The 16,869-nt window shown below is 71.3% G+C and carries 14 protein-coding genes and 2 pseudogenes; 7 read left to right on the top strand and 9 right to left on the bottom strand.

Annotation, left to right across the window (positions count from 1 at the left end; genetic code table 11):
* Nucleotides 1–13: 13 nt before the first annotated feature.
* A pseudogene (locus tag CR470_RS26010) lies at nucleotides 14–1,171 on the top strand (outer membrane protein assembly factor BamB family protein); the annotation flags it as partial.
* 14 nt (nucleotides 1,172–1,185) lie between these two features.
* A pseudogene (locus CR470_RS41360) lies at nucleotides 1,186–1,308 on the top strand (iron-enterobactin ABC transporter permease); the annotation flags it as partial.
* Nucleotides 1,309–1,363: 55 nt separating this feature from the next.
* On the opposite strand, the gene CR470_RS26000 reads toward CR470_RS41360, so the two are convergent.
* The 8 genes from CR470_RS26000 to CR470_RS25965 all read right to left on the bottom strand — a co-directional run bounded on the left by CR470_RS26000 (nucleotide 1,364) and on the right by CR470_RS25965 (nucleotide 11,341).
* Nucleotides 1,364–1,891, bottom strand: a complete 528-nt coding sequence (locus tag CR470_RS26000) for a GNAT family N-acetyltransferase (RefSeq protein ID WP_097869964.1) — start codon at nucleotides 1,889–1,891, stop codon at nucleotides 1,364–1,366.
* Nucleotides 1,892–2,014: 123 nt separating this feature from the next.
* Nucleotides 2,015–3,532, bottom strand: coding sequence for a glycerol kinase GlpK (glpK, locus tag CR470_RS25995; RefSeq protein WP_097869963.1), 1,518 nt, complete (start codon nucleotides 3,530–3,532; stop codon nucleotides 2,015–2,017).
* A 27-nt stretch (nucleotides 3,533–3,559) separates the two neighbouring features.
* On the bottom strand, nucleotides 3,560–4,405 hold the full coding sequence (locus CR470_RS25990; protein ID WP_097869962.1) for an MIP/aquaporin family protein: 846 nt from the start codon (nucleotides 4,403–4,405) through the stop codon (nucleotides 3,560–3,562).
* A 401-nt stretch (nucleotides 4,406–4,806) separates the two neighbouring features.
* A complete protein-coding gene (locus tag CR470_RS25985; protein WP_097869961.1) occupies nucleotides 4,807–5,745 on the bottom strand; it encodes a dihydrodipicolinate synthase family protein in 939 nt (312 codons plus the stop codon).
* Nucleotides 5,742–6,749 carry an oligopeptide/dipeptide ABC transporter ATP-binding protein gene (locus CR470_RS25980; RefSeq protein ID WP_097869960.1) on the bottom strand — a complete coding sequence of 336 codons (1,008 nt, stop codon included), beginning with the start codon at nucleotides 6,747–6,749 and terminating at the stop codon, nucleotides 5,742–5,744. The genes CR470_RS25985 and CR470_RS25980 overlap by 4 nt, the downstream gene beginning before the upstream one ends.
* Nucleotides 6,746–8,719 (bottom strand): dipeptide/oligopeptide/nickel ABC transporter permease/ATP-binding protein, encoded by a 1,974-nt coding sequence (locus tag CR470_RS25975; protein WP_097869959.1) that lies wholly within the window; start codon nucleotides 8,717–8,719, stop codon nucleotides 6,746–6,748. The genes CR470_RS25980 and CR470_RS25975 overlap by 4 nt, the downstream gene beginning before the upstream one ends.
* 1 nt (nucleotide 8,720) lies before the next feature.
* Nucleotides 8,721–9,671 (bottom strand): ABC transporter permease, encoded by a 951-nt coding sequence (locus CR470_RS25970; protein ID WP_097869958.1) that lies wholly within the window; start codon nucleotides 9,669–9,671, stop codon nucleotides 8,721–8,723.
* A gap of 74 nt (nucleotides 9,672–9,745) precedes the next feature.
* Nucleotides 9,746–11,341 carry an ABC transporter substrate-binding protein gene (locus CR470_RS25965; protein WP_097869957.1) on the bottom strand — a complete coding sequence of 532 codons (1,596 nt, stop codon included), beginning with the start codon at nucleotides 11,339–11,341 and terminating at the stop codon, nucleotides 9,746–9,748.
* A gap of 164 nt (nucleotides 11,342–11,505) precedes the next feature.
* On the opposite strand from CR470_RS25965, the gene CR470_RS25960 reads away from it, so the two are divergent.
* The 3 genes from CR470_RS25960 to CR470_RS25950 all read left to right on the top strand — a co-directional run bounded on the left by CR470_RS25960 (nucleotide 11,506) and on the right by CR470_RS25950 (nucleotide 14,860).
* Nucleotides 11,506–12,237, top strand: coding sequence for a FadR/GntR family transcriptional regulator (locus CR470_RS25960; RefSeq protein ID WP_097869956.1), 732 nt, complete (start codon nucleotides 11,506–11,508; stop codon nucleotides 12,235–12,237).
* Nucleotides 12,238–12,373: 136 nt separating this feature from the next.
* Nucleotides 12,374–13,369: an acetylxylan esterase gene (locus tag CR470_RS25955; protein WP_097869955.1), complete on the top strand. Its 996-nt coding sequence runs from the start codon at nucleotides 12,374–12,376 to the stop codon at nucleotides 13,367–13,369.
* A gap of 51 nt (nucleotides 13,370–13,420) precedes the next feature.
* On the top strand, nucleotides 13,421–14,860 hold the full coding sequence (locus CR470_RS25950; protein WP_097869954.1) for a sialidase family protein: 1,440 nt from the start codon (nucleotides 13,421–13,423) through the stop codon (nucleotides 14,858–14,860).
* Nucleotides 14,861–14,866: 6 nt separating this feature from the next.
* On the opposite strand, the gene CR470_RS25945 is transcribed toward CR470_RS25950, so the two are convergent.
* Complete coding sequence (locus tag CR470_RS25945; protein ID WP_097869953.1) at nucleotides 14,867–15,556, bottom strand: FadR/GntR family transcriptional regulator; 690 nt, start codon at nucleotides 15,554–15,556, stop codon at nucleotides 14,867–14,869.
* 166 nt (nucleotides 15,557–15,722) lie between these two features.
* Here CR470_RS25945 and CR470_RS25940 point away from each other — a divergent pair, with 166 nt between their 5' ends.
* Nucleotides 15,723–16,682, top strand: coding sequence for a dihydrodipicolinate synthase family protein (locus CR470_RS25940; RefSeq protein WP_097869952.1), 960 nt, complete (start codon nucleotides 15,723–15,725; stop codon nucleotides 16,680–16,682).
* On the top strand, nucleotides 16,679–16,869 hold a 191-nt coding region (locus tag CR470_RS25935; protein ID WP_143663869.1), incomplete at its 3' end, for an ROK family protein. The genes CR470_RS25940 and CR470_RS25935, both read left to right, overlap by 4 nt.

Genomic DNA, 16,869 nt, shown 5'->3' with positions numbered 1-16,869 from the left:
ATGTGTATAAGAGACAGCCGCGGCACCGGCGGGCGCGCTTCCGGACGGCTTCGAGCCGTGGCGCGGAACCGTGCCGGGCGGCCGCGAGGACATCCCCGACGAACTGCGTTGCGTCGCGCGGGGCGACGCGCTGTTCTGCGGGGGCGGCGGTGTCGTCGCGACCCGTGTCAGGGCTCACGACGGGTCCCGGGTGTGGACGGCGAAGAGCCCGGGTGTCCCCGTCCAGGGCATGCACATGGTGGGCGCCACCGCCGACACGGTACTCGGCTACCGCTTCGCCGCCGAGGACGCCCCCGAGGGCCCTCGGAGCGAGGTGGTGGCCCTCGACGCCGACAGCGGCCGGGAGCTGTGGTCCGTACCGTCCGGCGCCCAGTCGACGGCCGTCACGGGCCGGACCATGGACGCCGTCGTGGTCGGCTCCGCCGTCGTGACGGTCGACGCCTCCAACTCCCGCTTCGAGGCCCGGGACGCCCGCAGCGGTGAGATCACCTGGACGACGCCGTTCCCCGTCGGCACGCAGTGCGCCCCCGTCCCGCTGCGACCGCGGCTCCTCGCGATGTGCGCGGCCGACGTGGAGGTGGACGACCTGCGGGTGCGCCGTCCCACCCTGCGCACGCTCGCGCTCGCCTCCGGGGCGTTGGGCAGGCCCGTGGCGGTCGACGGCCCCGTCGTGCCGGTGGGCGCCGCCCGAGGCAGGCTCGTCCTCCTCTCGAAGCACTACGAGGGAACGGCGCCGGCCGGGTACGACGGAGTGGCACGGTTCGACCCGGCCACGCGGAAGGTCACGTACGCCCGGTTCGACAAGGTGTACGAGGGCACGTCCGGCATGGCGGACGGCACCGTCTACGTGAGCGGACAGGCCGGTCTCGTCACGGCGTTCGACTCCGTGACAGGGCGTAGGAAGTGGTCGCGTCAGACTGGCGTGGAGGGTGCGTCGGGACCCGCGGCGGGAGCCGGCGCGCTGTACTTCAGCTCGGCCACCGGCCGGGTGGTCGCGTTGGCGCCGAACGGCGGCAAGCAGCTGTGGACGACGGATCCCCGGGTCGACGGTCTGACGGGCGAGCAGGACGCGAGCCCCCGCGTGACCGTCGCGGGGCGCGCGGTGTTCGTGGCCGCGGACGCGAACACCCTCTTCGCCTTCGACGCGCAGAGGCCGCCGAGGCCGGGCTGACCGCGGCGGCCCCCCTCGTGGGGTCGGCGCCCGTCGGCGCGCTCCCGCTGCTCGGCGCCGACACCGCGGCGCGGCACGCGATCGAGGGTGTGGTGCTGCTGACTGGTGCGGTCACCGTGTGCGTCGGCGGGGCGCACGGAATCAGAGGACGTGGAACGCGACGGCTCGGAGAGCTCGAAGCCGAGATCCTGCTCAGTCGCCCAGGATCCGTTCCCACAGCAGCCCGTCCCGCCAGCTCCCGTCGAGGAAGATCGCCGAGTGCGCGACGCCGTACGGGGTGAACCCGTTGCGGCGCAGTACCCGTTGCGACGGCAGGTTCTCCAGGTTGGTGGACGCCTCGGCGCGGTGCAGGCCGAGTTCATCCGTCATCACCCGGAGCACGAGCCCGACGGCGTTCCCGGCATGCCCGCGATTCTGGGCGACGGAGGCGATCCAGTAGCCGACGGAGCCTCGGCGCAGATGCGGCTGCGGCAGGATGCCTCCCACGGTGATCTGCCCGATCACCTGGTCGTCGGCGAGTACCACCCCAGGCCAGACCGTGCCGGCCCGGTAACCGGCCAACAGGCCCTCGATCCGCCGCGCCTGGCCGTCCGGGGTGAAGTAGTCGGCGGGCTGGGCCGGTTCCCACGGCCGGAAGGCCTCGGCGTCCCGCACCCGATGCGCGGCGATCGGGGCGGCGTCGGTGGGCTCTATCAGGCGGATCCTGGTGCTGCTGCGCATGGGCCGGTCCTCGTCGTGGTGCGGCGGCTGGGACGGCCAACCTATTGCGCAGGGGACGGCCGACCTGTGCGAGGGTGCCCGGGCCGCGGCCCCGACGGAACGGGATCGGGGGTGGCCAGGTGGTCAGGGAACCTTCACCCAGTCGAGGGTGCGCTCCACCGCCCTCTTCCAGCCCGCGTAACCCTCCGCGCGCTGCTCCTGTGACCACTGGGGCGACCAGCGCTTCGACTCGTGCCACTGGGTGCGCAGCTCGTCGGTGTTCCGCCAGAAGCCGGTGGCGAGCCCCGCCGCGTACGCCGCGCCGAGAGCGGTCGTCTCGGCGACGACGGGACGGCTCACCGGAACGCCGAGGACGTCGGACTGGATCTGCATGCAGAGGTCGTTGGCGGTGACCCCGCCGTCGACCTTGAGCACGTCGAGATGGACCCCGGAGTCCCGCTCCATGGCCTCGACCACATCGCGGCTCTGGTAGCAGATGGCTTCCAGGGTGGCCCGTGCCAGGTGCGCGTTGTCGTTGTACCTGGCCAGGCCGACGATCGCGCCGCGGGCGTCGGAGCGCCAGTACGGCGCGAACAGGCCGGAGAACGCGGGCACGAAGTACATGCCGCCGTTGTCCTCGACGCTCCGGGCCAGCTCCTCGCTCTCGGGCGCCGACTTGATGATCTTCATCTGGTCGCGCAGCCACTGCACCGCCGACCCGGTGACGGCGATGGATCCCTCCAGCGCGTAGACCACCGGACTGTCGCCGAACTGGTAGGCCACCGTGGTGAGGAGCCCGTGCTCCGAGCGGACCAGTTCGGTGCCGGTGTTGAGCACCAGGAAGTTGCCGGTCCCGTAGGTGTTCTTGGCCTCGCCGGGGGCGAAGCAGACCTGGCCGACGGTGGCCGCCTGCTGGTCGCCGAGGACGCCCCCGATGGGAATGGCGGCGCTCAGCGGCCGGGAGGTGCGGGTGGAGCCGTAGGCCTCCGGATGCGACGAGGGGTTGATCTTCGGAAGCATCGCCCGGGGGATACCGAAGAAGCCCAGGAGCTCCTCGTCCCAGTCGAGGGTCTCCAGGTTCATCAGCATGGTGCGGCTCGCGTTGGTCACGTCGGTGGCGTGGATACCGCCGTTCGGGCCGCCGGTCAGGTTCCACAGGACCCAGGCGTCCGTGTTGCCGAAGAGCGCGTGCCCGGCCTCGGCCGCCTTCCGTACGCCGTCGACGTTCTCCAGGATCCACTGGATCTTGCCGCCGGAGAAGTACGTCGCCGGCGGCAGCCCGGCCTTGCGGCGGACGACCTCGCCCTGCCCCGAGCGTTCGAGCTTCGCCGCGATGGCGTCGGTACGGGTGTCCTGCCACACGATGGCGTTGTAGTAGGGCCGTCCGTTGCGCGGGTCCCAGACCACCGTGGTCTCGCGCTGGTTGGTGATCCCGATGGCCCTCAGGTCGCTCGGCGACAGGCCGCCGTGCCGCAGGGCGTTCTGCATCACCGAGTTGGTGCGCTCCCAGATCTCCACGGGATCGTGCTCCACCCAGCCGGAGCGGGGCAGGATCTGCTCGTGCTCCAGCTGGTGCTTGGCGACCTCGTTGCCGCCGTGATCGAAGATCATGAACCGGGTGCTGGTGGTCCCCTGGTCCACCGCGCCGATGAAGTCCGCCATGATGTGTCGCCTCTCCGGCCGGTGTCGTCAGTCCTTGGAGGCCGGGACACGTCCCGGCGGTTCGGGTGCGGCGGACGGCAGGAAGCGTCCGACGAGGGCCTTGTAGAGACCCGCACCCAGCAGGCCGCCGACCAGCGGGCCGAGGATGGGCACCCAGAAGTAGAGATTCCCGTACTGGTCCCGCCACGCCCCGCCGTAGCCGGTGAGGAAGCTCGCCAGCCGGGGGCCGAAGTCGCGGGCCGGGTTGATCGCGTAGCCCGCGTTGGTTCCCCAGGCCATGCCGATCGCGACCACGATCAGTCCGATGATGAACGGGCCCATGTTCGAGCCGGGCGGGGTGTTCAGCATGTCCGTGATGGCCAGGATCAGCAGCAGCAGGATGGCGGTGCCGATGACCTGGTCGCGGAACGCGCCCCATTCATGGACCGGCAGGGCCGGGTTGCCGTTGCCCGGCAGCGTGGAGAACACCCCCTGCGTCTTGATGGTGTGCCCGGGGTCCGCCTTCGCCAGCGCCTCGCTGTAGTTCCACCGGACGAGGAGCGCGGCCACGAACGCACCGGCCGTCTGCGCCAGCGCGTAGGGCGCCACCTTGCTCCACGGGAACCCCTTGAACACGGCCAGCGAGAGCGTCACCGCGGGATTGATATGGGCCCCGCTCAGCCGCGCCGCCACATAGACGCCCAGCGTGACGCCCAGCCCCCACGCCCAGGCGATGCTGTCGTGGTCCCCGAGTCCGCCGGCCGGATCCGTGAGTGCTCCGCCCGCCACCACCTGGGCGACTACACCGCACCCGAAGAGGATGAGGATCATCGTGCCCGCGAACTCGGCGGACAACTCGCCGAGCAGTCCGGACTTCCTGCGTAGTTCAGCCATGGGAGCTCGCCCTCCGCCGACGGCGCCGGCTGTCGACTATTCGAGCAGTGTCAGCAGGCTAAGACGATTTACGAGATCGGGCATATCGGGATGCTTATGGCTTTGTCGTCGAGCTCGCGGGGCCCATCACGACGTCCGGGGCCGAGGGCGCAGGGCACGGGACGGGCGGTGGACCGCCCCGGGCGGGGTGCATCCGCCGGGAGCGTAGGGCGGTGACGCTCACCCGATCGGGTGGGAACGGCCGAAGTGCGGGATGTCCAGGACACCCACCTGGTCGACGCACCTCCGGGGGTGCGCCGTCCAGGGCAGCCACCTCGTCGACGTACCCCCGGGGAGCAGTGCGGACAGAAGCGCCCCGGCCGACGGGCCGGCCGCCGCCCGCACCTGTGCGCACCCTTGTGCTACCGGGCCAGGGAGAGCCCCGCCAGCTCCAGGCAGGCCGCGATCGACGCCGTCTCGGCCTCGTCCAGGCGGCGCATCGGCGCGCTCATCACATTGGTGTCGATGACGCCCCGCAGCATCAGGGCCGTCTTGAACGCCCCCAGCCCCGCGGCCGTCGCCGAAGCCGTGCCGGGGCGGGCCGCGCGGACGATGTCGAACAGGCCGACGAGCCGGTCCTGTTCGGCCCTGGCGGTGTCCCAGTCGCCCTTCACCGCCGCCTCGTGCAGCCGCACATAGCCGTGCGGGTCCACATTGCCGAGGCCGGGTACGGAACCGTCGGCGCCGCTCAGCATCATCGCGTCGACCACCAACTCGTGGCCCGTGAGCACCGAGAACCCCGGAAGGTCACGGGCCCCGATGACGAGGCGCCGGAACGAACCGTCGTCCCCGCTGGAGTCCTTCACCCCGGCGAGCACCCCGTCCGCCGCGAGCGGCAGCAGGAGTTCCGGGTCCAGCTTGCTGTGCACGCAGACCGGCACGTCGTACGCCAGGAGCGGCAGGTCCACGGCCGCCGCGAGCTCCCGGAAGTGGCGGTCGATCTCGGTGACATGGGTGCGCGTGTAGAAGGGCGCGGTGGCCACGACCGCGTCGGCCCCCAGGGCAGCCGCCGCGCGGGCCCGCTCGGCGGCCCGGTCGGTGGTGGTCTCGATGGCTCCGACGAGGACCGGGACCTGGCCGGCCGCCGTCGCGGTGATCACCTCGATGACCTCATCCTGCCGACCGGGCGTCAGGTAGGCCGTCTCACCCGAACTACCCAGTGCGAAAAGGCCGTTGACCCCACCGTCGAGGAGATGGCCGACGACCCGTTCCAGCGAGGCGTGGTCGAGCTCGCCGTCGGCGGTGAGCGGGGTCACGACGGGCGGGATGACCCCGGAGTACACGGGGGAGGGGGCGGTCATGCGGTGCTCCTTGCGGGCGGTACGGAGGTCCGGGTCCCCGAGGGGGACACGGGGTTCTGGGGATGGACGCAGTGCCAGCGGTGTTCGGCGGGGCCGAACGTCGCCACCGGGAAGACCTCGGCGCACGCGTCGTCGGCCTTCCAGCAGCGGGTGCGGAACGGGCAGCCGGTCGGCGGGTTGGTGGCGGAGGGCACCGGGCCCGTGAGCACGATGCGTTCCGTCGCCTCCAGCAGGCTGGGCGTGGCGCTGAGCAGCGCCTCGGTGTACGGGTGCCCGGGGGAGTCCGCCACGTCGGCGGCCCGGCCCTCCTCGACGATGCGGCCGAGGTAGAGGACGGCGATGCGGTCGGCGAGATAGCGCACGGTCTGGATGTCGTGACTGATGAACACCATGCCCAGGCCGAGGCGTTCGCGCAGGTCGACCAGGAGGTTGAGCACCTGGGCGCGTACGGAGACGTCGAGCGCGGAGGTCGGTTCGTCGGCGACGATCAGCTCCGGTTCGAGGGCCAGGGCGCGGGCGATGGCGACGCGCTGGCGCTGTCCCCCGGAGAGCTGCCCGGGCAGGGCGGCGAGGGTGTGGCCGGGCAGGCCGACCAGGTCGAGCAGCTCTTCCACCCGGGCCTCGCGCGCCTCTCGCGTACCGCGCCGGTGCACGTCCAGCGGATCGCGGAGGATCTGCCGGACGGTGAGGCGGGGGTTGAGGGCGGTCGCGGGGTCCTGGAAGACGACGCCGACAGCCGAACCGAAGTCGTCGCGCCGCTCGGCGCCCGACATCTTCCACAGGTCGCGCCCGTGGAAGAGGACCTCGCCCTCGGTGGGCTTCTGGAGTCCGGTCAGCACGCGGGCGAGCGTGGACTTGCCGCAGCCGGACTCCCCGACCAGGCCCACGATCTCGCCGCGCTCGACCTTCAACGTGGCGTCGGTGAGCGCGTGGACGGCATCGCGGGAGAAGATCCCGCCGCTGCGTGCCTTGTGGCGTACGTGGACGCCGTCGAGCCTGATCACAGGGCACTCCCTTCCAGTTCCTCGGCGGTTGTCCTGGCCGGGTGGTGGCAGGCGAAGCCGTGGTCGCCCGTGGTGCCGCGCGGGGTGAGCGCGGGTGTCGTGGCGCGGCAGAGATCGGTGGCGGCCCCGCAGCGCCCGGCGAAGCGGCACCCCTCGCCGAAGCCCTGAGGCGCGGGCACGACGCCCCGGATCTGGTGGAGCCGGTCCGCGCCGGCCTCCAGGGAGACGACGGAGCCGAGGAGGCCGCGGCTGTAGTGGTGGGCGGGGCCGGTGAGGACGGACCGGGTGTCGCCGACCTCGGCGAGCCGGCCCGCGTACATCACGGCGACCCGGTGGGAGAGGTCGCCGACCAGGGCGAGGTCGTGGGAGACCAGCACCATGGCGAAGCCGAGCTCGTCGCGGAGCCGGATGAGGAGTTCGACGACCTGGGCCTGGACGGTGACGTCGAGGGCGGTGGTCGGCTCGTCCGCGATCAGCAGGCGCGGGCTGCGGGAGAGGGCCATGGCGATGAGGACCCGCTGGCGCTGTCCGCCGGAGAGTTCGTGCGGGTAGCTGCGCAGGGTGCGTTCGGGGGAGAGGCCGACGAGTTCGAGGAGCTCGGCGGGGGTCTTCGTGGAGCCGCGCGAGGTCAGCTGCTTCAGCTGGGTGCCGACGAGCACGGAGGGGTTGAGGGAGGAGAGCGCGTCCTGGTAGACCATCGCGATCTCGGGGCCCATCAGGGCGCGGCGCTCCTTGGGCGGGAGCTTCAGCAGGTCCCGGCCGCGGTAGATGATCTCGCCGCTGACCTCGGCGTTGCGGGCGAGGAGGCCCATGACGGCGAGGCTGGTGATGGACTTGCCGCAGCCGGACTCGCCGACCAGGCCGAGGGTCTCGCCCTCGTGGACGGTGAAGTTCAGCCGGTCGACGACGGGGATGTCGCCGTAGCGGTCGGGGAAGCGGATCGCCAGGTCGCGGACGACGAGGAGCTCCTCGGCGTCCTCGCGGACGGGGGTGATGGTGGGCCCGGCGGCGTTGATGTGCCGGGCGAGCTTGGCGAGGGCGGCGTCGATGTCGACGGTGGCGGCGGCCTCGACCGGGTCGGGCGCCGTGGTGGTGGCGGGCGCGGGGGAGGTGCGGGCGCTCCTGGGCGCGGCGGAGGCGTCGGTGAGCCCCTCGGAGAGGATGTTGAGCGCGAGGACGGTGATCAGGAGGGCCAGGCCCGGGAAGAAGGTGGCCCACCAGCCGCCGGCCAGGAGGATCTGCCGGCCGTAGGCGAGGACGCTGCCCCAGCTGGGGTCGGGGTCCTGCACGCCGGCCCCGATGAAGGAGAGGCTGGCCTCGAAGATGATCGCCTCGGCGACCATGACGGTGGCGAACACCATGACCGGCGCCATGCAGTTGACGGCGACGTGGCGGAGCACGATGTACCCGCGCCGGGCGCCGATGACCTTCTCGGCCGCGACGTAGTCCTCGCCGTACTGCGCCAGCACGTTGGCCCGGACGACGCGGGCGAGCGAGGGGGTGTAGACGAAGGCGATGGTGAAGATGATCACCGGGACGCTGGTGCCGAACACGGCGACCAGGACGGCCGCGAGGGCGATCGGCGGGAACGACATCACGACGTCGAGCGTCCGCATGACGGACTCGTCGCCGAGTCTGCGCGAGGTGGCGGCGAGCGAGCCGAGCACGGCTCCGGCGGCCAGCGCGACGGCGGTCGCGCCGAGTCCGATGACCAGGGAGTAACGCGACCCGTGCACCACGCGGGCGAAGACGTCGCGGCCGGCCCGGTCGGTGCCGAACCAGTGGTCGGCGCTCGGGGCCTGGACGGGGGTGCCGGTGGTCAGCGGGTCCTGGGTGAGGAGAGGGGCGAGTACGGCGCCGAGGATGACGACGAGCAGTACGCCGAGGGCGACGCGGGAGGTGACCGGCAGGGCGCGGAAGGCGATGCCCGGTCGGGAGAGCTTCTTGGCCAGACGGCCCGTGGCGAACATGTCACACCGTCCTGATGCGCGGATTGACCAGCAGGTAGAGCAGGTCGACGATGACGTTGACCACCAGGAAGGCGATGGCGATGGTCAGCACGGTGCCCTGGACCAGGGCGACGTCGCCGCCGGTGACACCTTCGAGGATGAGTTTGCCCATGCCGGGCAGGTCGAAGATCGCTTCGATGACGACGGCGCCGCTGAGCAGGTAGCCGACCTTGACGCCGAGCACGGTGAGCGGGGTGACCAGCGCGTTGCGCAGCACCGAGCGGATCACCAGGAACACCGGCAGGCCGTTGCCCTGTGCCGTACGTACGTAGTCGCGGTCCAGTTCGGCGACCATCGAGGTGCGTACGAGCCGGGCGAGCGACGCCGCGACCGGCACCGCGAGCGACACGGCGGGCAGGGCCATGGTGGTGAGCCAGCCGCTGAAGGAGTCGGCGGGGTTGGTGTAGCCGCCGGTCGGGAAGATCCGGGTGTTCAGCGCGAACTGCTGGATGAGCAGGACACCGAGCCAGAACGAGGGGATGGCGACCCCGGCCATGGACAGTACGCGGAAGAGCTGGTCGGGCCACCGGTCGCGGTACATCGCGCCCAGGACACCGCCGATGACGGCGAGCGTGACCGCGAGGAAAAGCCCGAGGAAGGTCAGTTGGAGGGTGAGCGGAAACGCCGCGGTGATCCGGTCGATCACGGGCTGGCTCGGTGGGACGGTCATACCGAGGTCGAAGCGGAGCAGTTGGCCGAGGAAGTCGAAGTAGCGGATCGGCAAAGGGTCGTTGAGCCCGTTGGCCTCCGCGAAGGCCTCCCTGGCCTCAGGACTGGCGCTCTCCCCGAGCGCGTTGTAGGCCGGGTCGGCCGGCGAGAACTGCAGCACCACGAAGACCAGCAGTGCGATGCCGAGAATCATCACCGGCATCATCGCGACGCGGCGCAGCGCGAGCCGGAGAAAAGCAACCATCGTCGGGTTCCTTGCGATCGGGCGGAGGGCGGGTCCGGGCCGCCGGGGAGGTGGCGGCCCGGACCTGGCGGACGTCAGGCGCGGCCGACGCCCACGAAGGACAGGCCCGTGGTGGGCAGCGGCTTGAAGCCGGGGAGCGCCTTGTCGTTCCAGGCGGTGGGCAGCTTGCGGTGCAGGATCGGGTAGAGCGCGGCCTCGTCGGCGACCAGGTCGGTGATCTCGCCCCACAGCTGCTTGCGCGTCGCCTCGTCGGCGGCCTGGGCGGCCTTGTCGAGGAGCTGCTTGACCTTCTTGTACGCGGGGGAGCCGGACCAGCCGTAGCGCTTCTCCGGCCAGAAGCCGTAGTAGAACCAGCGCATCAGGAGGTCGACGTCGTTGCCGAAGACCGAGGGGTCGCCCGGGGCCACCATGACCTCGAAGTCCCCGCCGTCGACCTTGGCGTACTGGGCGGCGGACTGGGCGATGTTCAAGGTGGCCTCGATGCCGGCGGCGGCCCAGCTCTCCTTGAGCAGCGGGGCGATGTCCTTGACCCAGCCGGTGTCCGTGGTCAGTACGGTGAACGTCAGCTTGCCCACGCCCGCGTCGGCCAGCAGCTTCTTCGCCCTGGCCACGTCGTGGGTGTAGGCGGTGGCGGCCTTGTGGTAGTCGGGGTGGGTGGTGGGGACGTAGCCGGTGGCGGCCGTCGCGTTGCCGACCATCGCGGTCTTGATGATCTTCTCGGTGTCCAGGGCGTAGTGCAGGGCCTGGCGCACCCGCTTGTCGGCGAAGCGCTTGTCGGCCGTGTTGAACATCAGGAAGAGGAGGCCGAAGGACTGCACGGACTCGGTCTTCGTGGTGGTGGAGAGCCGCTGGACGTCGATGTACGGGACGTCCTCGATCGCCTGGACGCGGCCGGACTCCATGGCGCTGACGCGGGCCGACTGGTCGGACATCAGGCGCCAGACCATCTTCTGGGCCCTGGCCGGGTGCGGGCCGTTGTACTTCGCGTACTTCTCGAAGACGATCTTGTCCTCGCGGGTCGCCTCGACGAAGCGGTACGGCCCCGAGCCGACGGGCTTGGCGTCGAAGCCCTTGACGTCCGCCTCGACGACCTTCTTCGGCACGATCCGTGCCACGGCTATCCGGGAGGGGAAGAGCGCGAAGGCGTAACGGAGCTTGAACTCGACCGTCTTCGCGTCGACCGCCGTGACCGTGTCGATGAACGGCACGAACTGCGCCATCAGCGACGCGTTCTTCTCGTCCAGGATGCGTTCGAAGCTGAAGACGACGTCCTCGGCGGTGACCGGTGAGCCGTCGTGGAAGGTCGCGCCGTCGCGCAGGGTGGCGCGGTAGGTGGTGGCGTTGATCTTCTTCGGCATCGCGGTGGCGAGCGCGGGGCGCGCCACGAGTGTTGCGGGATCGAGATCTACGAGCCCCTCGAAGATGTGCATATTGGCGGCGTACGGGGTGGCGCCCGACGTGATCATCGGGTCGAATCCGGTCGAGAGGGGGTACGACAGACCCGCCTCGATGGTGCCGTTGCCGTCGCCCTTCCCGGCCGCTCCGTCGGCGGTCGAGGAGGGCCCGCCGCAAGCCGAGAGGCCTGCCGTGATGGCGGCTGCCGCGCCGAGGGCACTGGTGTAACGCAGGAAGGTGCGGCGCTCGACGCCGGCTGGCCTCAGCTCGGGCACGGGTCCTCCAAGGGACGTTGGTGAGGAATGGGTGGAGAACGGATTTTCGAAGGCTATCGGGGTGTCTGATTCGCGTGAGCATCAGACGTCAGATGTCTGATGCCTTGATAGCGTGGGAACGTAGCTTGACAATCGAGAGGGGTCAAGAGGTGGGGAGTTCACCTATGTCCGGCGCGAGGCCCGGTCGCACGCTGTTGCGGCAGGAGGTCGTCGAGGGCATCAAGCGGTACATCCTCGACGAACGGCTGCGCCCGGGGGACCCGTTGCCGACGGAACCGGCCCTGTGCGAGGCGCTCGGCGCCAGCCGCTCCAGCGTCCGGGAGGCCGTCAAGATCCTCGCCGCCCTCGACATCGTCGAGGTCCGTCACGGCCACGGGACGTACGTCGGCCGGCTGAGCCTGTCGGCGCTGGTGGAGAGCCTCACCTTCCGGGGCCTGCTCTCGCCCGACGACGACTTCCAGGTGATGGCCGACCTCGTCGACGTACGCGAGCTCTTCGAGCGGGGCATGGCCGACCGGATCATCTCCTCGCTGGACGCCGAGGAGCTGGACCGGCTGGACAGCCTGGTGGCGACCATGCGCGAGACCGGTGTGGGCGACGGGCACGGCTTCGTCGCGGCGGACCGGGCCTTCCACGCGCTGCTCGTGGCGCCGCTCGGCAATGACCTGATCGGTCAGCTCTCGATGGCCTTCTGGGACGTCTACACGATCGTCGCGCCGCATCTGCAGGGGTTCACGCACGCCGACGAGGCCGAGACCGTCGCCGCCCACCAGAACATCGTGGACGCGGCCCGCGCGGGTGACGTCACCGCGTTCCTCAAGGCCCTCGGTGAGCATTACGCCCCGGTCAGACGCAGGATCGCCGAGGCCAGGGCGCGCGGAGAGGGCGAGGGCTGAGCCTTCGAGGCGGGAACGTGGGGCCGCCCGGCTCTTGACGGGCGGCCCCACGGCTCCCTACGGTCTGGTTTGCCATCAGGACATCTGACGTCTTCTGTCCTGTCGCTTTCCTTGTCCCCTCCAGGAGGGCACCGCCATGCCGTCGGCCGATCTCACGCTCACGGAATGCCGCGCCTACCGGCCCGAACTGCCGCTTCCCGACGGGTTCGACGCCTTCTGGTCCGACACCCTGGACGAGAAGGGTCCCGGCGCACCGGACCGGCGACCCCGGTTCGACGAGGTCGAAAGCGGGCTGGTCCAGGTCCGCTGTTACGACGTGAGCGTCCCGGGCTACGACGGCCGTCCCGTACGGGGGTGGCTGCGGATGCCCGCCGGGGCCACCGGGCCGCTCGGCTGCGTCGTGGAGTTCCTCGGGTACGGACGCGGCCGGGGCCTGCCCCACGAGCAGCTGATGTGGGCCTGCGCCGGATACGCGCACCTGGTCATGGACACCCGCGGCCAGGGCTGGTCCTCGGCGACCGGCGGCACCCCCGACACCGACCCGGGATCCGCCGGCACCGTGCCGGGCTTCCTGACCCGGGGCGTCGAGGCCCCGGAAGCGCACTACTACCGGCGGGTGTTCACCGACGCGGTCCGCTGTGTGCAGGCGATGCGCGAGCACCCCGCGGTCGACCCCGCCCGCATCGTGGTGACCGGGGTCAGCCAGGGCGGAGGCATCGCGCTGGCCGTGGCCGGGCTCGTGCAGGGGCTCGCCGGAGTGATGCCGGACGTGCCGTTCCTGTGCAACATCCCCCGGGCCGCGCGGATCGCCGCGACACCCCCGTACACCGAGATCGCCGCCTACCTCCGGCTCCACCGCGACCGCGTCGAGCCCGTGTTCCGCACCCTGTCGTACTTCGACGGGGCCCACCACGCCACCCGGGCCACTGCCCCCGCGCTGTTCTCCATCGCGATGGCGGACGACATCTGTCCGCCCTCCACCTGCTTCACGGCCTACAACCGGTACGCGGGCCCCAAGGAGGTGCGCGTCTACGAGTTCAACGGGCACGAGGGCGGCACCGAACACCACCGGGCCGAACAACTGGCCTGGGTGCGCGCCCTGTTCGCCGGGCTCCCGGGCGAACGCTCCTGATTGCCGACCGCTCCGTCCGTACGTCTCCCCTCACGAGAAGAGAGATCGTCCATGCAGCGCAGAGTCACCGTCGCCATGCTGTCCGCCGCCCTTCTGGTGGCCACCACCGCCGGCACCGTCCACGGTGCACCGGCCGCCGCCCCCGGCGAACTGACCTCCCAGGACATAGCGACCCAGGGCGTCGGATCCCCTCACTACCGCATCCCCGCGCTCACCACCTCCGTCAAGGGCACGGTGATCGCCGCCTACGACACCCGCCCCACACTCGGTGACCTCCCCGGCAACCTCGGCGTCGTCGTACGGCGCAGCACCGACGGCGGCACCACCTGGCAGAGCCAGCAGGTCGTCCGCAAGGAGGCGGCCCCCAAGGGCTTCGGCGACCCCAGCCTTCTCGTGGACCGTACGACCGGCCGGATCTTCGTCTTCTACGCGGGCTCCGTGAACCAGGGCTTCTTCGGCTCGGCCACCGGCAACGACGAGAGCGACCCGGACATCCTCCAGGCCGACTACAGCTACTCGGACGACGACGGCGTCACCTGGACCCACCGCCGCATCACGAAGCAGATCAAGAACCCCGCCTGGGCCGGTATGTTCGCGGCCTCCGGCGAGGGCATCCAGGTGCGCCACGGCGCGTACAGGGGGCGACTGATCCAGCAGTACGCCATCCGGAACAACGGCGCCAACTACGCCGTCAGCGCCTACAGCGACGACCACGGCACGACCTGGAGGATGGGCAACCCGGTCGGACCGGGCGGCGACGAGAACAAGACCGTCGAACTCAGCGACGGCCGGATCATGCTCAACAACCGCTCCGCGCCCTACCGGACCGTCGCGTACTCCAGCGACGGCGGCGTCACCTACACGCCGTTCACCCAGGACACCGACCTGCGCGACCCGGCGAACAACGGCTCGATCATCCGGTACGCACCGGACGTCCCCGCCTCCCACCCCCAGGCCTCCTGGCTGCTGTTCAGCAACACCGACAGCACCACGCGGAAGAACCTGACCGTGAAGATGTCCTGCGACAACGGGAAGACCTGGCCGATCCGGAAGGTCGTCAACCCCGACAGCGCCGCCTACTCGACGCTGACCCGGCTGCCGGACGGCCGGCTCGGGCTGCTCTACGAGCGCGACGACTACCGGCACATCACCTACTCCTCGTTCGACCTCAAGTGGCTCGGCGGCACCTGCGCGGACATCACCATCACGCCCCCGGCCACGCTGCAGGCGGGGGCGGCCACCGAGCTGACCGTGCGGGTCGTCAACCGGATGGACGTCACCCGCAGCGCGGGCACGCTCGACCTGACCGTGCCCGCCGGCTGGACGACCCGGCAGGTGGCGTTCCCGGCGCTCAGGCCCGGCGAGGGCGCGAACATCAAGGTCCCGGTCACGATCCCGGCGGGCACGTCCGGCACCGCCGAACTGACCGTGACCTACAAGGCAGACGGCAAGCAGGCGTCCGGAAGCCGGTCGGTGACCGTGACCCCGTAGCCGCCCTCAGGGCCGCTCCAGACGGGAGCGGATGCCGTCGAAGTGGGCGCGCATCGCCGAGGCCGCCCGGGCCCCGTCGCCCGCAGCCACCGCCGCGACGATCGCGTGGTGCTGGGCGCAGGTGACGCCGGGGTCCTGGTGGCCGTCGTCCGTGCTGGCGCGCACCCCGTCCATCGCCGCCCAGAACGCGTCCAGCACCTCGCTGAGCAGGTGGTTGTCGAGCGAGGCGTAGAGCGCCAGATGGAAGGCCCGGTCGGTGGCCCGGGCGACCCGGCCGTCCCGGGCGGCCTCGGTCTCCATCGTGGCGACCAGCCTCCGCAGCACCGCCAGGTCCTCGGCGGGAATGCCCGCGCTGACGGCGCCGACCAGCCCGGTCTCCAACGCCTCGCGCACCTTCATCAACTCCAGCAGTCCCGGCTCGCCCCGGCCGTGCCGCACGACCGCCCGGAAGGCCAGGCCCTCGGCGAAGGGCGTCAGCGAGAGCGAGCCGACGAAGGTTCCGAAACCCCGTCGGATCTCCACGACGTTCATGGCCTGAAGCGCCTTGAGGGCCTCGCGCACCGAGACCCGCCCGGCGGCGAAGAGGTCCATCAACTCGGGTTCGGTGGGCAGCGGATCGCCCGGGCCGAGCGCCCGGTCGAGGATCAGTCCCTTGATCCTCCGCTCGATGTCCTGCGCCATGGTGGGGCGGGCCACAACCGTCCTCCAGAGGTGTCGTCGGCCGCCGCGGCCTCTTGACCGGCCGCCGGGGCATCGGCTTAAGGTAAGCCAAGACATAAGACATCTTACGTCTCATGTCCTGGTCTCGTCCTCCCTTCCGGGCGAAAGACCGGCGTTCCGAGCGAGCTGGAGCTCTCCCACCATGTCCCTGACCGCACCGCTGCGCGGCGTCGTACCGCCGGTCTGCACCCCGCTCGACGACCGGGGCGAGGTCGACACGGCCTCCCTCACCCGGCTCGTCGGCCACCTCGTCGACGGCGGCGTACACGGCCTCTTCGCCCTCGGATCGACCAGCGAGGTCGCCTACCTGACCGACGCCCAGCGCGCCACCGCCCTGAAGACCGTCGTCACCGCCGTCGCCGGACGGGTCCCCGTACTGGCCGGGGTCATCGACACCACGACCCCCCGGGTGCTGGCCCACGCCCGGACCGCCGCGGAACTCGGCGCCGACGCCCTCGTCGCGACGGCGCCCTTCTACACCCGCACCCACCCCACCGAGACCGCTAGGCACTTCCGCAGGCTGCGGGCAGGCGTCGACCTGCCGCTGTTCGCCTACGACATCCCGGTCGCCGTGCACTCCAAGCTCCCCGCCGTCCAGGTCCGCGAGCTGGCCGAGGACGGCACCCTGGCCGGCCTCAAGGACAGCAGCGGCGACGAGGGCGGGCTGCGCAGACTCGTCGTCGCGCTGGGCGGACGCGAGGGCCGGGCACGGGGCCCCGTGCCGCACTTCAGCGTGCTGACCGGATCCGAACTCACCGTGGACGCGGCCCTGCTGGCCGGAGCCGACGGCGTCGTTCCCGGGCTCGGCAATGTCGATCCGGCCGGCTACGTACGGCTGTACGACGCCGCGCGAGCGGGGAACTGGGCGCTCGCCGCCCGGGAACAGGAGCGGCTCGTCGAGCTGTTCGCCATGGTCGACGTCGGCCCCGAGCAGGAGATGGGCCGCAGCTCCTCGGCGCTCGGGTCCTTCAAGGAGGCGCTGCGGCTGCTCGGCGTCATCGACCGCGGCGCCACCGCCTTCCCGCAGATCCCGCTGTCCGCCGCGTCCGTCGCGTCCGTCGCGGAGCGGCTGCGCGGCGCCGGTCTGCCGCCGGTCCGATGACCGGGCCGACGACCGGAGCCGTGGTCATCGGCCTCGATCTCGGGGGCACGAAGATCGCGGCGGCCCTCTTCGCCCCCGACGGCGCGGTGCTGGCCCGGCACACCCGGGCCACCCCCGCCCGCGACGGCGCCGCCGCCGTGCTCGACGCGCTCGCCGCGGCGGCGGCCGAGGTCTGTCTCTTATACAC

This window comes from Streptomyces sp. rh34, assembly GCF_002551245.1.
GTDB lineage: Bacteria > Actinomycetota > Actinomycetes > Streptomycetales > Streptomycetaceae > Streptomyces.
The sequence above is the reverse complement of the archived record's forward strand: the minus strand, read 5'-3'. Positions and strand labels throughout refer to the sequence as shown.

What these genes read in the sequence shown, in the direction of transcription:
- CR470_RS25940 (WP_097869952.1), top strand. Translation starts at nt 15,723, where the DNA reads ATGTCCCTGACCGCACCGCTGCGCGGCGTCGTACCGCCGGTCTGCACC.
- CR470_RS25990 (WP_097869962.1), bottom strand. Translation starts at nt 4,405, where the DNA reads ATGGCTGAACTACGCAGGAAGTCCGGACTGCTCGGCGAGTTGTCCGCC.
- CR470_RS26000 (WP_097869964.1), bottom strand. Translation starts at nt 1,891, where the DNA reads ATGCGCAGCAGCACCAGGATCCGCCTGATAGAGCCCACCGACGCCGCC.
- CR470_RS25985 (WP_097869961.1), bottom strand. Translation starts at nt 5,745, where the DNA reads ATGACCGCCCCCTCCCCCGTGTACTCCGGGGTCATCCCGCCCGTCGTG.
- CR470_RS25950 (WP_097869954.1), top strand. Translation starts at nt 13,421, where the DNA reads ATGCAGCGCAGAGTCACCGTCGCCATGCTGTCCGCCGCCCTTCTGGTG.
- CR470_RS25960 (WP_097869956.1), top strand. Translation starts at nt 11,506, where the DNA reads ATGTCCGGCGCGAGGCCCGGTCGCACGCTGTTGCGGCAGGAGGTCGTC.
- CR470_RS25970 (WP_097869958.1), bottom strand. Translation starts at nt 9,671, where the DNA reads ATGGTTGCTTTTCTCCGGCTCGCGCTGCGCCGCGTCGCGATGATGCCG.
- glpK (WP_097869963.1), bottom strand. Translation starts at nt 3,532, where the DNA reads ATGGCGGACTTCATCGGCGCGGTGGACCAGGGGACCACCAGCACCCGG.
- CR470_RS25955 (WP_097869955.1), top strand. Translation starts at nt 12,374, where the DNA reads ATGCCGTCGGCCGATCTCACGCTCACGGAATGCCGCGCCTACCGGCCC.
- CR470_RS25975 (WP_097869959.1), bottom strand. Translation starts at nt 8,719, where the DNA reads ATGTTCGCCACGGGCCGTCTGGCCAAGAAGCTCTCCCGACCGGGCATC.